The sequence below is a fragment of the Chitinophaga sp. LS1 genome (assembly GCF_034274695.1).
Lineage (GTDB): Bacteria > Bacteroidota > Bacteroidia > Chitinophagales > Chitinophagaceae > Chitinophaga.
The window spans coordinates 4596138-4612510 of record NZ_CP128362.1 but is presented as its reverse complement, the minus strand read 5'-3'; the positions used below and the strand labels follow the sequence as shown (position 1 = coordinate 4612510).

Annotated in this window: 12 protein-coding genes; 1 reads left to right on the top strand and 11 read right to left on the bottom strand. The window is 37.6% G+C overall.

Annotated elements, in window-relative coordinates:
* Positions 1-36 precede the first annotated feature (36 nt).
* The gene (gene tnpC, locus QQL36_RS19010; RefSeq protein WP_083730637.1) at positions 37-1800 is read left to right on the top strand and encodes an IS66 family transposase; all 1764 of its coding nucleotides are present in this window, start codon (positions 37-39) and stop codon (positions 1798-1800) included.
* A 451-nt stretch (positions 1801-2251) separates the two neighbouring features.
* Here the strand turns inward: tnpC and QQL36_RS19005 are convergent, their stop codons facing one another.
* The 11 genes from QQL36_RS19005 to QQL36_RS18955 all read right to left on the bottom strand — a co-directional run bounded on the left by QQL36_RS19005 (position 2252) and on the right by QQL36_RS18955 (position 16321).
* Positions 2252-2653, bottom strand: a complete 402-nt coding sequence (locus QQL36_RS19005) for a hypothetical protein (protein WP_321566412.1) — start codon at positions 2651-2653, stop codon at positions 2252-2254.
* Positions 2654-3089: 436 nt separating this feature from the next.
* Positions 3090-3425, bottom strand: a complete 336-nt coding sequence (locus tag QQL36_RS19000) for a hypothetical protein (RefSeq protein ID WP_321566411.1) — start codon at positions 3423-3425, stop codon at positions 3090-3092.
* Between the two features lie 1136 nt (positions 3426-4561).
* Positions 4562-5791, bottom strand: coding sequence for a transposase (locus QQL36_RS18995; RefSeq protein WP_321566410.1), 1230 nt, complete (start codon positions 5789-5791; stop codon positions 4562-4564).
* 820 nt (positions 5792-6611) lie between these two features.
* The gene (locus tag QQL36_RS18990) at positions 6612-7025 is read right to left on the bottom strand and encodes a hypothetical protein (RefSeq protein WP_321566409.1); all 414 of its coding nucleotides are present in this window, start codon (positions 7023-7025) and stop codon (positions 6612-6614) included.
* Positions 7015-7293, bottom strand: coding sequence for a hypothetical protein (locus QQL36_RS18985; RefSeq protein ID WP_321566408.1), 279 nt, complete (start codon positions 7291-7293; stop codon positions 7015-7017). Before QQL36_RS18985 ends, QQL36_RS18990 begins: the two co-directional genes overlap by 11 nt.
* 138 nt (positions 7294-7431) lie before the next feature.
* On the bottom strand, positions 7432-7893 hold the full coding sequence (locus QQL36_RS18980) for a hypothetical protein (RefSeq protein WP_321566407.1): 462 nt from the start codon (positions 7891-7893) through the stop codon (positions 7432-7434).
* 83 nt (positions 7894-7976) lie between these two features.
* Entirely contained in the window at positions 7977-8288 is a 312-nt protein-coding gene (locus QQL36_RS18975) for a hypothetical protein (RefSeq protein WP_321566406.1), read from the bottom strand.
* Positions 8289-8625: 337 nt separating this feature from the next.
* On the bottom strand, positions 8626-8853 hold the full coding sequence (locus QQL36_RS18970) for a hypothetical protein (RefSeq protein WP_083730036.1): 228 nt from the start codon (positions 8851-8853) through the stop codon (positions 8626-8628).
* 313 nt (positions 8854-9166) lie between these two features.
* Positions 9167-9508, bottom strand: coding sequence for a hypothetical protein (locus tag QQL36_RS18965; RefSeq protein ID WP_321566405.1), 342 nt, complete (start codon positions 9506-9508; stop codon positions 9167-9169).
* Between the two features lie 523 nt (positions 9509-10031).
* Positions 10032-10493 (bottom strand): hypothetical protein, encoded by a 462-nt coding sequence (locus tag QQL36_RS18960; RefSeq protein WP_083730034.1) that lies wholly within the window; start codon positions 10491-10493, stop codon positions 10032-10034.
* Between the two features lie 20 nt (positions 10494-10513).
* On the bottom strand, positions 10514-16321 hold the full coding sequence (locus tag QQL36_RS18955; protein ID WP_321566404.1) for an RHS repeat-associated core domain-containing protein: 5808 nt from the start codon (positions 16319-16321) through the stop codon (positions 10514-10516).
* Positions 16322-16373 lie beyond the last annotated feature (52 nt).

The following is a 16373-nucleotide window of genomic DNA, read 5'->3' as shown; positions in this document are numbered from 1 at the left end:
TTTGCGTTAATATAGCCAATACCATGACACAAAGCAGTGCGCCCTGAATTACTCACTTCTATAACAGATGCATTAAAACAAATCTCCACGCTAACGGAGACCAATGGGGAGTTGTTGGAATCTCTGACCAGAGAGAGAATAACGTTTGGTAAGATTATATATGACCTGAATAACCAGCTGGAAGCAAAGAATGGAGCATGTGATAAATTAAACCGTTATCTGAATCAGGCACATGAGATTATGCTTGATAGAGAACATCAGGTCATTGAATTGCAAAGCAGGATCGAAGCATTGGAAAGTGAAAATGCGCTCTTAAAAGAGCAGGTTGCTCAGGGAGAAAAGAAGAGCTGGCAGTTACAGGAGTTATGTGAAATGCTACAGGGTAAAAAGAGTGAGAAATTTATACCTGAACGTGAAAAAGTAGATGCGGCCATACAACAAACCTTAGGACCTGATTTTGATCTGACCGAACTGGAAGAGATTATAAGAGTAGCCTCCACAAAAGGCGATATTCAACAAGTGGATGACCAGATCCGGAAAGGCAACCGCAAAAAGAAAAAACATCTCGCTCATAAAGGTAGAAGAGTACAACCATCTTGTATAGAAGTAGTGACAGAAACAATTGACGTCGAAGGAGACAAGACAGGCCTGATCCCTATGGGCAAAAAAGTGACGACCTATTACGAATACAAGCCGGGTAAAATTATTAAAGTACAACAGGAGCGGCTTCAATATCGTACAGAAGATAAAAAGTTTGTCTGCCAACCAGTAGCCCCTCGTCTGGTAGAAAAAGGAACAGTAGGAAACAGCCTGCTGGCACACTTACACAGCCGCCGGTTTGGATATGGGGATCCATATACACGTCAGTTACGGTATATAAAAAGCACTACTGGCATCAGCTTCGCAGCATCAACGGTAAATGGTTGGGAAGAGGTGGCCTTTAAGAAACTGCTAAGGCTGTTGAGATGTATGAAAAAAGTAATTGTGCAGGCCCGGTATCTGAAGGTCGATGAGACAAGATTAGATTACCTCAATGATATTGGAGAAGGCAAACCATCCAGGGGTTGGCTATGGGTATTTTTATCTGAAGAACAAAAATTAGTATTGTTTGAATTTAACCCATCCCGCGGACATAAGGTTCCACAGCAGATATTAAAAGATTTTAAGGGCACGCTTCAGGCGGATGGCCTGGGTAGCTATGTAGCAGCTTTTAAAGATAATGAGGAGGTGGACCTAATGACATGCCTGTCCCATATCCGCCGCGGTTTTAAGAAAGCAGAGAAATATGATAAAAAGCTAGCGGCAGAAGCATTGACATTGTTCAACATCATTTACAGGATAGAAGCCTTTGCCGAAAGAAAAAAGATGACCGATGACCAGCGATTGGCATTGCGTCAGAAATATAGCGTTCCTTTTCTCGATAAAATACATATCTGGTTGCTGGAACAACAGCAGATAGATCATCTGCCAGGTACACCAATAATTAAAGCAGTTAATTATGCCCTGGGGCAATGGCACAAACTAAAAGCATTTACGACCCTTGGATACGTCGATGCCGACAACAATGGCGTCGAGAGGGCCATCAGACCCGTTACTACCTTCCGCAATAATAGCCTGTTTGCCGGAAATGAACATGGAGCAGAGAGAGTAGCACTTTTTTACTCCCTGATCGAGTCTTGTAAACTTAACGACATCGATCCTTATATTTATCTTAAAGATATCTATGACCGCCTTCATGATTGCCCAGCTCATGAACTTATTAATCTGTTGCCTCCATATTGGAAGAAGAAAAATACATGATTACATCAATTAGCAGATTAGCCCCGAATTACAAAGAACTTCATTTATAGCCAATACCATGATTACAGCAGCAAAGATAAGGGCTGTAAAACATTATTCTGGAATGCCGAGGTCCGAATACTTACCAAGCAAATGCCTGGATGGATAGCTTCAAAGCATTAATAATTAGATTTGAAACAAAAGCGGCTAACTGGAGAGCATTACAATGGATCGCAATCTTAGTCCTCTTTTGTAAAAAATTAAAAGACTAAACAACTTCTTCATAAACAATCACTAATTGGTGTGCTCACTCTATTTATTAATTTGATGGACCATAAAAGATCCCGATCAAATAGACCGGGATCTTTTGGTTAAATTAGCTTTCGCCAAAAAGTAGTAAAATATAAAATCAGCGTACTTGTCTGCCTACCCTTTATTTAACATTCATAGGAATATTACAAACATTATTATATTATCCTTTAATGCTGGTGGCTATTTCATTATCGCGCCCTCTGTATTCCAGTACACCCAAGCTTGTTTCGTTAAACGCTAATTGATTTTCAAACACCTTTAAATAGGATGCAGCTACATAGTATACTTCTTCTCCACTAGATACTTCAAACAAATAGCTTTTATCATAATTTAAGTATTCCGTGACTGAATTATAACTTATGACTCCATTTTTTTCTACTTTTCTTATGGAAATTCCATAAAGCCTGGTATACAATTGAATATAACTTGTATCCCAAAAAACGATATCAATATTATGAGAATACGTTTCATTTTTTTGTGCCCGCAATAAAAGCTGCCCATGACTAACAACAACATCAAATAAAGTAAAGTACCTGTTTGATTCAAAAATTAAGTCACTCATATATTAAAGATATTTAAATGGATTAGGAATTGCTTTACCTTCAAGATAAAAAGTGGTCCGTTCTAATATTGATGCATCATTAGATATCGTAAACAATTCCCAGCTAGTTATAATAATCAGCTGACCCATAAAAATCCTCATAAAAAATTAATTTGATTAATTAATGATAAATTCCAACTCCACCATGATCCTCCAATCTGCTGTTTTCTTATCAGTGTCAGACAAATCATTCACATCTGTAACAATGTATTCGTATGTAAGAGCATGAGAATTATGAAGGACATTCTGCGGAACTACGTGAGCAAACGTAGAGTATAAAAGGAGATTACAAAATTTATTGTGCGTATTTTATTAATGATTGGAGGAATTGGGGAGAGTGATATTCTATAAAATATTTTGACTATGCACTTAATAGCTTTTCCTTAATTTCAAGGAATTACTTGCGTTCAAAAACGCCTACTAAAACCCCGTTTTTATCATATAATGATATAAGCTCCGAACCTGCTGATTTAGCAATAGAGTCTCCTACATGAGAAGTTCTATATAGGTTTTGCCCATTCTCATCATAATAAGTATAAATTACACAATATTTTTCAAATCCCTCAACCCGAATAGCGTTAACCTTATGATAAGCTCCTTTCCAAAAAATTCTCCCATTCAGTCGTGCATTTTTCAATGTTGCAGCATCTACTTCGCCTACATGATATGCATGTTTGAAACACAATATAACAAAGACAATGGCAACAGGAAAAATTAAAATTACTGCTTCCATATTTTTCATTCTTAATTTATTTCTTACCCGGATCTCAAAGAATAACCGGAGTTGGTTTGTAGGTATTCCTATCTACAACTTTGGCAATTCCTTACGTTGTACCTTCCTGCATAAGCAACAATCGCCCTGTTGTATGAGGATTAATAATAAAAGGTATAGTATTCCAACCTGTTATTACCGTTTTAATATCGAATATTCAGGTATCCTTATATCAGAATGGGCTCAATACTTCTCGAATGGGGAGCTTACCATATATAACAAAAGAGTGCTGGCCGGGTATTTATTATTTTCTATCTCACTTTCTTTTATGAATTCCTGATTTCAAATTATTCTAGAACTCATTTCATAATTACCCTTCAAGCATTGACTATCAATTACAAATACCCATTTATGAAATGAGTTCTAATCATTTACATATTTTAACACCCAATTTAAACTATCAGGGTAAGATTTATCAATGTACTTAAAATCGTTGGGAGTGATTAGCATTAAATTTGTCCCCGGATTTTTAGGCTAATATACAACCGGAAACGATTTCCCTATGAGTTCCCATCTTGCATTATTATACAAGTATAAATATGAGGCTATGTTTTTATATTTCTTACCTCCAACATAGAATTCATAATTAAAAATCAGGTTCCCTTTATTATTGTTTGAATTCCCAACGATAAATACTGTCGTATACACACCGTATTTTCGGAGCAAATACTTATTTACAAATCCAACCAAATAAAGCAAACCTGATTTTATACAGGTGGCTTTAATTCTGGACGCATTACTTGCCAAGGTATAAGCTTCCTCAAAATAACAGCCTATAATTTTTCCTGCTTTGCCATCCTACTATCCGGATGAAAATATTGGATTATTTTCTGCATTCGGTATCTACGCCACTCATCTAATTCCCATTGAGAAACTAACAGGTCAGATTTATGATAAACTAATAATTTATAGTAAGTATAACGGGATGGAATAGGTACCAATTCAAATTTGAGTTCCCCGATTGGCACAGAAATATCAATTTCCAATTCATCCTTTCTTTTAACTATTATATGGCAAATACCATCTTCAATAATTTCTATCAAGCTAATCCAATGCAAACTATACTTTAAACATTTAAAATCAATAGTTAGGTAGTTTTAAGCGGCCAAATTTCCTATATCCAGGCACTTTTGATATAGCTTTTTTATTTTATTACAATTCAAGTCCAGTGGCAAGTTTGAGAAAATTCGGTCAGTTAAAAATCTGTTGTACCATGCCATTTTAATATTTCTCATAGAAAAAGCACCTCTATGTTGATCTGGTAGTTTCATCCAAAATAACACTTTGGCCAGACCCACAGTAGCAAATGCCATATTGAAATGGAAGTGTAACTTTTTCTCACTTCTTGCCTGGCATTCCTCCAAGCCCCCATGTTGCTTTGCATCACGGATAAGAAATTCAATCTGGAAGCGCAGTTGATAATAGTTGAGTATCAACTCTGGTTTTAGTTCGATATCCGTACAAAGAAGTATTTCATATTTACCCGTGACCTTTTCTTCTATGTATACAATTCTAACCTTGCATTTAAGAATAGCAGACCAAACTACACCACTATAATAAACAGCGTCATTATCTACAGCAAATTCCCTGATTTTTCGCTTATCAATACTGCCACAACTAACTTTATCTCCATGTATCCTGGGACGTCCAGGTCCTGTAGACCTTGGCCCATTGTATACATAAATCAGATTGGCATCGGATCTCATCTTTGTTACAATATGCAATCCTTCCTTCAATATTGGTAAAATAAACTCTTGTTTCATGAAATATGAATCGACTGCTAAATAATCGACCATACTTTTTAAGGTCAGCACTTCTGATTTTATAACATCCACGTAGTGATCAACCCTACTCATTCCCTTCTCATCAAGTGTAGTCTTATCAGGAGTTTGAACTACTTTTAATGGGAAAGCAGTTCTGGCATCGACATCTATTATTGCCAGACATCCTATCTCAAGACCTTTAACAGCTTTTTGATCTTTACCACTCCAAAATTTACCCAGACCAGGAGTATGCTTTCCAGACTTTGGCAAATAAGTTGGGTCATAAGCAGCAATGAGATGCTTACCACTGTTATCCTTAATCAAAGAACTATTAAAGCCTCCGAAATCAAATTCCTTTTCCATTTGCAATCGGATGCTTTTCTCACAATAAGTACCAAAACGGCTAAGATTGGAGATGGTATATCGAACAGGCAAACATAGCCAGACCTCAAATAGCGAAATCATAAATTTGTATTGAGGTTTGGTTATTAGGGGCAATTCATTTAAAATTGCACTAACAAGGTGTTTCACCTTGCCAAAGGCTTTGAGATTGGTACTAGTCATACTTCCTCATTGCCTTTTTTTTATTTTGGTATCAGCTGGAAAGCTCTTTTATTTATCTACATCTATTTTCCACAGCATCGCTGTGGAAAACTTACCGGACTATTGTAAAATAGGAATTTAGAAAAATGATAATGGGAATAATGTAAAACCAATAACCCACCCATCCGTGCTCTTTATAAGTTACTGCCCGAAATAGCAATGACATGGATATGACTATTATAACAACAACTCTCATCAATGTGGATAACCTATTAAAATAGGAAACATTTTTTTGAAATATGATCATATATTTTTAATTATCGTTCCGTTAATTTGCATTAGCCTGCTTTTCTTCATTCTCCTTCTGCACTCTTTTCCCCTGGTTAACTATATCATTTACCGTAATTCCAGTATTAACAAAAGTCGCAATTTTGTCCAATTTATCAATACTCCTGGAAGTTTCAGAAATACCCTCAGGCAGGTTCCTTTGAATATAAATACTCCTTCACTTTTCAATACGCTCGTACTGGTGCAGAGATTCGTACCTGTATTAAAAGTTAGTCCCAGAGAAGTACTATCGGCCTGTACAACGAAGGCACTGATACCAATTGTTGAGTCTTTGGGTATACGTATGCATAGCAGATAAATTGCAAAGTAAGCGCGTCTAAACTTTTTAATCAGCTGTATTTGCCTATAATTTGCTTCACATATTATTGGAAAAATCCTCCTGCTTATTGAATCAGCGCACGGTCATCTGAAAGAACAAGCATTTTCTAAAAGTGCGAGTGACAAAAATTGCCTCTTTCATTTATGTAATGAAGAGAGGCAATTTTTAAAGCATTTATTTGGGAGGATCAAATGTACTAATATAAAATTCCTCCACATTTCTTCTTCTCTCTTTTGTAAGTTCATTTGGTATAAAACTCAAATCACGCATATAATTTATAAAATCATCTGAAATTAATGTTTGATATCCTTTATTTAAATAATAAACAAGATAGCTGGGCCAAATCCAAATCCCATCTGTATGTATTATCAATGGTCCTATGCTATTACCATCAATATCCGATATCCATCTGGTCATTGCCAATAAAATTGGAGCACGTTCTAAGTAACATATCGTCTCTGACTGATACGTTTCAAATAATGGACTAGCTATTGGCTCTATATCCCTAATGGATATACCCACCTTTATAGGCCCATTTTCATATTCTTTCAAAAATCCCAGAACTTCCATATAACTTTTATTTTCCAAATAAAATCATTTTTCGTATCCCAAAATCATTAGGCCAAATGTAGAATTGTCCATGATTAACCATAAAACTTCCTGGCGGCATAACTAATACATCAAATGACTGCGCAAGAACTTGAGCATTAGCCAACTTCGACAATTCATAAGCGCTTCCATTAGATAACATTCCTGATCTACATGATAATACCCTAATTCTTGTTCCTTGTACATACCAACCTGCTAAACTTTGCTCACTTTGGCTAATTGTACTAGTCATCGCTGTTGTACTCACAACCGCCCTACCTAACTTGTCATACCAGTAATTTGTAATAAGATTTTCTTTTACTTAATCTCTAAATAAATAGTAGTGGGCCGACCAATTTGGCCACCACTAATATTTATACAAATCAGACAATTCATACTTGCCAAGCTATAAAACTACAAATTCATTTATTCCTCCCTCATCGTCATTAAATATAACTTTATCTAAATGGGAGAAAATCAAGACATATTCAGAGAACTCATAAAATTCACGATTAAAATAGTCTTCATACCATGAAGCAAAAATATCAAATTCCTTCACTAAGATGATAAAGAGCCACTTCTTACTATGACCTTCATCAGTAAACAATAACAAATGCTCTTCCTGATTAATTCCAGCTAAAAAATGTTCTTTAAAATCTTGTATTGTTAAGTCACGTTCACCTGAAGCAAAACAGTACCAATCGTATATTTGCTTACGTTCATATGTATGCCTAACACCTTCCATTGCATTCACGAGATAGTTCTCATAAGTCAAATCTTCATATTTCAGAAATCTGAGCTTTGTGCATTGAAGATGGGTTATAGCCGTTTTAGACTCTATAACCCATTTATAAAAAGTATTCTCCATTAATTAATTTTTTGATTACTTTAAAAAGGGTCTCCTGACCAGCAATAAAATATTTTCACCATTATCCTACTCCAGCGCTAACATCAGAAGTCATATTGTTCTACCCGCTCTAAATAATTACTACCATTTTCTTCTTTTTTCTCTGGTAGTTGTTGTGAATTATTATATATCGTTAATGCCGTACCTAAAATGTTATTTGCAATGTAATAATTTGTAAAAGTCGCACCTGCAGCACCCCAACGGGCTTTAAGCTTGTTTATCCCGTCTCCGGCAACCATATTAATTGCAGTACCAACAGTCGTTTCCAATGCGACTATAATCCATTTCTTTTCGCCGAAGAACGCCGAATTTTTAAACGGTTTATCTGACAAATCCGTTTGAAGTGCTGAACCCACAATCCTGCGGTGAAAGGATGTTTGAATAATGCGCTAGCTAAAATGCTGGTTGGATTATAACCACGCCATTACCATTATCCGATAAAATTTCCCCCTCTGTACCTTCGAAGTAAACACTCATCTTTACTCACCTCTCCCTTAATTCGAACCTTTAGTAGGATCTGATTCTGGATGAGTTAGCGACTGGAACCATATAAATTGGCTTATATCTGCCTCCGTTGACCAAAGAGCAACGGGGAGGGTTTTCACTCAATCCAGGCTTCGCAATCAAAATGGTAACTTTGAAAAGTTAGAAATAAATATTTTACCTCACGTACAACCTGTGAAAAACTATATTTTACCCCACCAACATAAAAGCGACAAATAAAATTGGTGCTGACGACCTGGCAACCATTGTGTAGTCGTAAATTTCACCTGTCGTAAATATTTTATTATTAAATAACCGTTTTCTGTCCTGCTGCACATAATAATAAGCTATAGCACCCAATAATACTATAACTACTACAGGAAAAATTTTTCCCGGACGTCCATGGTTTATTTTATCAATAAATTTCAAAAAGCCCATATATTCATGGATTTGATTTGCCACCTCAATACCCCTCCTTATATCCAGTTTCTGTTTGTAGGTTCGAACTTTTGCCGCCGGCTTCTTTCAGATTCCACCTCACGGTGGACACCCGTGCCATGGACTAACACTTCCTACTGTAAACCGTGTTTGGGACTTCCACCATAGAGCTGACAGACATGCCTAACACAAAAAAATAAGCGCCCCCCCGGTGGAGAGGCGCTTTACAGGTTAAATCGGTTAACTAAATTTACCATTCATCATCCGATCCTTACACTCTTTTCTAAATACTTATTTAGACTTTCAGAAGCAGCTATTTTAATCTAAAGATGTCATTTAAATGTACAAGCAAACTGTTTAAACAGCAAATCATCGCAATTATCGCAATTATCGCAATTATCCCAATAAATAAAAGGACTATTCCAGCTCCACTTCCTCTTATTATATATTCTTTATCTCTAGCCGCACGCGCAATTTCGGAATTAACAAAATACCTTACTACCCTAATCTTTCTATAAAGAATTAGTTTTTCAGGTTTTACCTTTAAAATATGGATCATTGTTAAAATCCAGCCAGCCAATAAACAACTTGTCGCGAATAAGATAAGAATAAAAATATCATTCCATTTTAAGGGAATTATTGACCATTCTTTCATAGATTACCAACTTAAATGTGTATCAAATTTATATTTATTATTACTTCCCCCAACTCCTCCGCCGGGAGAGACTAAACCAAAACCAGTAGCAGTTTTTTGATTTTTTGGATATGAGGACCAGGAATATTGCATACCAATATAATATCCTCCACTTACGGATCTACTATACGACTGCCAAACACGCCTTCATGACTACGTTTTACATGTTTGGTAATATCTTCTGCTGTCATCCGGTGGCCACGCAAACCAATCAGCAAGGATTCACTTGTACCACCCTGCAACAGTGCCTCCTAATATAATAGTTACTCCATGCCCTATTAAACCCCATCGTCCGGTCAAATCCAGATTATATTCTTTCAATCCAGATAATAACATAGTCTGGTATCTACTATAATAGTTATGTGACCCATTATCATCGACATGTACTGTTCCTATCATAGCATAAGAATTCTTATAGAGCTATGAGGATGGACTTCTAAATTCCTGATCATATCATCGCTTCTGAAATTCGGTTGAAGAGAGATCATCCAGCAGGGACATATCTTTTATTACAAAATTCAATGAATTCAATTGAATTTGATGGAGGAGGTGCCTCACCGGTAATGCAGCCTATTCGGGCATTTAGATAGTTTTTTACATCCTTAAATATTGCTATGCTTATGTCAGAATCAACCTCTCTCCCAACAATTGATATTCCAAAAATCATTTTCCCATCATTTGTATATCGTAATGTAATTTGCCTAATTATTGAATTTTCCACCTCATTCCCCCAATATATCAAATAATCACAATCCAAGTTTTCATCACAATAATTAAGTAAATCAACATCCGAATAAAATATAATAGTTGGTTCTGAAGAATATTGAGGAATAATATATTCTCCTGCCAATTCTTCTTTTATAAAACCATAGTTTGTAAATAGATCATAAACCACCTCGGAAGATCTGTTGTCAACTAAATAATAAGAGTCTATATATTGTGGCATAAAATATAATTTCAATTTAACTATGGCATTCTACCCGCACTAATAAATTCACCGTCTAATGTTTCATAATAGAAATATTTTACCCCATTAATAACGGGTTCCGTTCTATTAACATCAATTTTAACGTTATCTAGTAATTCTCTCGATCTAAAAAATCCTCCTTGCTCGAGCCCGGCAGCCCGGATATTGCTAACTGCATCATTAAAAAATACCTGGTTTTCGGATGCTTTAAGCATAGATCCTTTCCAAACCGGAAGAAGTAATTCTTTCTCATGTCTGTTATAGCTATGTTGAAAAGCTTCTTTCTCCGCTGCTGTCATTTGTGCAAATGGAACTGTATGTCCTACTGTATTTGAAGCCGGCTCAAATGCAAGCTTTGCAACATTAAATCTTTCACTGACAGTCTTTGATGTTCCTCTAATATTTTCCTCTACCAGTTCATTTAAATAAGCCTTTTCTGCAAGATAGCCAGAATATTGTGCTGTTTTAGCCTCAACATATTCTGTTATCAGCTGTTTAGATAGATTTCCAAGGCCTGCCCCCAAATATCCCATACTTAAAGCAAAGCCAAAATCATTAGCGACTTCCGCTGCTTTTCCGGAACCTTCTACAATGGCTGAGGAATAAAAATCTGATGCCTTTGCATGGCTAAAATCAGCTTCTGATTTATACTCCGCATTTACAAAAATGGTTTGCCCAAAAGCTTTTGATGGGTAATGTCCAATTATCCTATAAGGACGATCATATTCTAATCTGCCTTGTTTATCAACCTTTCCTGTTGCTTCTCCTTCTGTCCATCCAAAAACCTTTAATACTGTTTCTTTTCCTGACGCTGCCTTTAACCAGATAAATATATAATGGATATCTTCTCTTCCATCCAAATCAACAGCTTGAATTGGAGTATTCCCAGAAAACTGATATGGTGTATAGTGCGGGAATTTCATTGTCAATGGATCAACACTTAAAAATTTACTTACTCTCGAATCATACACTCGCATCCCATAATCCAGTTCATTCCCTTCCCCCTTCACCTCATTATCATTTTCCTTCCCGTTAAATCCATACCTATATCCCTTAGCAGTTATACCATAACTTATTCCAGCCTCAGTCCCAGGATCGGCATTCGTCTGATCTACAAACAACGTAGTAAACTCATCTGCTATTCCACTTGCAAACTCTCCTTCAAAACTTATTGTCTGCGTAGCCATATAAGTTCCGGGAGTATTATTCGTACGCTGAGTTACTGTCAGTGTTGGAGGTATCGTATCTCCCCCCATAATAACGGTACTACCTGCAACGTTCTTTCCTGCACCTAAATGACCTCCTCTACCAGGCATTAACATACCGAAAGGATAGTATTCCTGCGCAGAGTTAATAACAGGATTGTAAGAATCTATGGTAGAATTATCGAGCGACACCCCCGTTTTCTTGTCTGAAACAGTTGCAAGGACATTACCCAGATGGTTCGTTAACTCAAAGAACTTCTTGCCTCTTGTAAATGTAATATTTTTCCCATAACCTAACCCAATGAGACTAGTTGTCGCTGATGGTGTTGAATCCTGTACATTAGTTGTCAATGTTGTCATCCCTAAACGGTTGGAACCATACAAATTGGCTTCTATCTGACTTAAATGACCATTATTAACTGATGTATCCCGATAAGTATAAGTACTCAGTATATTTCCAGTAGCGTCACGTACATAAAATGTCTGGACAGTATCTTGCGTTTCGCTGATCACTGACTTGCTGATCCGGTTTCCAGCTGCATCATAGGCATAGACAATAGAAGTAGTATCATGCTTATATATTTTGGCTATTTTACCATATACATTCCACTTGATACTATCCACCCCGGCACGGACATCAGAAACCATATTACCAATACTATCGTACTTGTAATTACCAACAGACTGATTATCAACATCATTTCCATAATTAGCGCCTCTTACTAAGTCCGTCACATAAGAAAGCTTGTTTGTACCAGGACGATAATGATAAGTCAGACTATCCATTCCTAAAGGTGAACCAGCAAAGGTTTTGTTACCATTACGATTGTAAGTGAGGATGTTACCATTTCCATCATAGGTAACCGACTCTGTAAAATCAGTAAGCGCAGTGAAGGCATTAGTCCAAGAATTGTTTAAACTATCCAACCCCTTATTGGCTATCATTCCCGTTAGTCGGTTGAGGACGTCATAAGAATAAGTGTATTCCAGCGGCGTACCAATCGTTGTTATGTTTTGGCTGATAGCGGATATATTACCATTAAACAGTGGGCTGTTTCCAACTGCTATCGCAAAAGGCTTAACAGAGGTATTAATAGTTGTATATTCTCTACTACCAAAGTAGTGTAAGCCGAATCCAAATACATCTTTCGCTACCAAACTACCACTGGCACCGTCTCCTCCCATATCGAATAATGGCGTGAGGGCGGTACTATTTACTCCTTTCAGCCAACCTTGTAATGTGTAAGCATAATCTATACCCTGTACCTGCTGCTGCCCAATGACTGCACGAGCCAGTGGACCATGCTTATAGTATTCATAATAAGCGTCATTCTCCCAATAAATACTATCATGACTTGTCTCAACGTTAATTAGACGATTTTCTGCGTCATAAATGTAATGATGATAAAAGGCATCCTTCTGTCCAGGCTGATATGCTACAAAGTTGACATTACCGCTGATGAGGTCATATTGATATACTACTTTTTTAAACCTATTGTAATATTGATACATTGGACCTTCCCTATAGTACTGCAACAAAGTATCTATGCTACCATGAATATCATAGGTGTAAAAAGTACCATTCGCAAATTTTCGACTACTTATATCTGAAGCAACGTTATAATATCCACTCCAGGCTACCCTGTTTCTCAGATTATTTTGTGTGAGTGCCAGCCCATCAAGAGATGTATAAGCCGTATCATAATTAGTACTTGTAATCTGTGTACGTGTAGCTGCCGCAGCATTTAACCAGCTTGCTAAACTTTGCTCACTTCGGCTAATTGTACTAGTCATCGCTGTAGCACTCGTTAGCTCTCCGACTTCTATAGGCCGGCCCAGTACATCAAAGTTTGTATAACTATAGTTTTTAGCTAATGATTGTTTCACATTCTGAGAAACAACCAATCTACCTAATTTATCATACCAGTAATTAGTAATACTATCATCAGGTGTTTTCTTTGAGGCAATCTGATTCAGCGTATTAGACCTATACTCCGTCGCCATCTGATGCGCCGGCACGAACCGTGTACCTGCTCTTCTCGCAGCTGCCAGATTCGCCTTCCACGTTGCACTCCGATCTATCACCACTCCCGCTGGCGGAATTGTCCTCGTAAGGTTCCCCGCCTGGTCATAATAATACAAAGTATACTGATACTCACTGGTGCCATACCCTAATGTAAACAACTCACGCAGCCCACCAGCAATCGCCGTATCACGATAAATCTTATCAAAATTATTCTTCAGGACATCCTTGTAATTATTGTATAGATCATACCCCTGACTATATACCAGGAAGGCACTATCAGAACAATTGTTGATTGTATCCTTGACTGTAGTAAAGATAGTCACTGACTTTCCACATAATAATATAGTATCAGCGACAGGATCAGAGACATTAGAAACCCTCGCTATGATAGTACCGCCTGTCGTATCACTGATCTGGCACTGATTAGTCCTGAAGTCCATATACTCCCAATAATGCTTATTGAAGCCCAGTCTCACGTTCATATAGTTTTCGAACAACTGGTTCTTCTTCATCTGCACACTATCTGTTGTCTCTCTTACTGGTGCATTACCCGGATATTTGGAAATATAACTATTATACAATGTATCAATTACCTTACAACCTATACAGATATCGCCCGTATAGCACTGTAATGCCGGTGGGATAGTAATAGGAGATGTAAGGCTGACACACGTGCTATTACCATTACATGAGCTCAACAATGAATCCAGGTTCGCCTGGGTCATATGGATACCTCTCGTAGCCGTCAGATAAGCTGCAAATGTGAGGCTTGTTCCTTTCGCGGTGTATTCACTCTTCAGCGCATTCAACTTAGTACACTGACAATCGTCTGGTTTGCTGTATAATGTGATGTCGTAATAAGCCGGCTGCTGATCGTAAGGTGCCGGAGAGGTAATCTGGTAAGCATTGCAGGTATAAGCCTGGAGGTTTTTACCTGCATAATATGCATCCAATACTGCCTGGAAACTTTTGTATGTATAAGTGCTACCTGGTGCTACTGTACTCGAGCCAAATGGATGTGATATATCTGAACCCTGTTTACATACCTCTACTAATCTTGGTAAGATCACGTTAGTAAGAGTAACTGAATCAATACAACCAATCAGTTTACTGTACCAATCTGCAATGTAAGCTCTACAATTCTGGGCATAAGATGAATCCATTGACACACGCACTGAATCTGAACCCTGACTTTGATTCAGGTAAGAAGGGCCCTGCTCGCTGACTGCCTTATCAGCTACATAAAAAACTGGTTGGAATCCTGAATCAATGAGTGTAGCAGATGATATCTTTGGGGTACCGGAACAGGAAGCTGCATCAATCACTGCATCAATCAGGTTATGCTTTTCTGTCTTGTAGCTCTCCCTGAAAGCACGCCATGCCATATCCTGATCTGCTGTACAGGTCAGCAAACCGAAAGCGGTTGTTGGATAAATACTGGTCTGATAACACGTTCCATTGGAAGGACACTTCACACGAACCATCGCCATGGTATACATGCTAACTCCAGCTGGATTGCTCTTCATGTAGTTCTGCATCCGGCTATTCAAACCATCCTTAATACTGGTGTATTTAATCGGATCGACATTAGCGGTAACGATTGTAAAATTACCGTAAGTAGAATCTCCCAATGGGTTCAGGTATCCCGCTGCTACTGCATCCGCATAGGTATCTATTTTAGAAAATTTATCATCCCAGTCATAACTTGCCTTATACTTAATATAAGTCAGGTATTTACAATATTCAGGGTGATATTTCAATAACGCATTGGCCCAGGAAGCCTTAAACTTACTCCCAAACTGGGTGGCAGTCAGTTTTTGCGGAATCACCCATGCTCCTGTCTGTTCATCATATACTGTATCCTTTTTACCATTCTCATCCAGATACACTATCAATGTATCCTGGTATGGAGGCAGTTTAACATCAGAATCACTATAAAAGATGGAGTAGATATTTTCACTCTTTTCCGGCACTGCATATTGTCCTGACGGTGCTGTTACATCCAGCAACATTTGCTTCAATACATTTGTAGTCTGGGCAGTACTATCGCACAGCGCATTACAGGCATCGATGGCTGCTTCATAAGCCGTCCATGCAACACCCCGGCTGGCAGCAGTATCCTGGATCTGGCCAATGCTCATATAATTAGCCCGGAAGTTATCCCAGCTACCAATACTTACAAAACATGCCTGGCAGGATGGTAAACAATCCGTTGTAGGCTGCAATGCTCTTTGATCATTGATAAAGTCATCCAGCGTCTTACACAGGGATTTGGCCATGTAAATATTGTCCCGGTAATAAGCAAGTGCATCACTGTTCACTACAAGACGTTTCGTGATCAGGTAAGATCCTGAAGTCAACGCCAATGAATCAGTTACATCGATATTTTGTACTGTTGAATTTGCAGTTGGATCGGTACCTGCTGTATAGTTACGGAATACCCTTTCATAGGCTTTTTTACCAGGCAAACGCTGGTTATTTGCATCGTCCGTGATAGTAATATACAGATCGTATCGTACAGGATAGTCAACGATGACACCATTACAATCCGGCATCTTTACAGAAGGTGTGTTCAACTTGTATCGGAAAGTATATGTACATGCAAAAAAATTATTTTTATTATTCTCC

What these genes read in the sequence shown, in the direction of transcription:
- QQL36_RS18980 (WP_321566407.1), bottom strand. Translation starts at nt 7,893, where the DNA reads ATGGAGAATACTTTTTATAAATGGGTTATAGAGTCTAAAACGGCTATA.
- QQL36_RS18970 (WP_083730036.1), bottom strand. Translation starts at nt 8,853, where the DNA reads ATGGGCTTTTTGAAATTTATTGATAAAATAAACCATGGACGTCCGGGA.
- QQL36_RS18960 (WP_083730034.1), bottom strand. Translation starts at nt 10,493, where the DNA reads ATGCCACAATATATAGACTCTTATTATTTAGTTGACAACAGATCTTCC.
- QQL36_RS19005 (WP_321566412.1), bottom strand. Translation starts at nt 2,653, where the DNA reads ATGAGTGACTTAATTTTTGAATCAAACAGGTACTTTACTTTATTTGAT.
- QQL36_RS18965 (WP_321566405.1), bottom strand. Translation starts at nt 9,508, where the DNA reads ATGAAAGAATGGTCAATAATTCCCTTAAAATGGAATGATATTTTTATT.
- QQL36_RS18995 (WP_321566410.1), bottom strand. Translation starts at nt 5,791, where the DNA reads ATGACTAGTACCAATCTCAAAGCCTTTGGCAAGGTGAAACACCTTGTT.
- QQL36_RS19000 (WP_321566411.1), bottom strand. Translation starts at nt 3,425, where the DNA reads ATGGAAGCAGTAATTTTAATTTTTCCTGTTGCCATTGTCTTTGTTATA.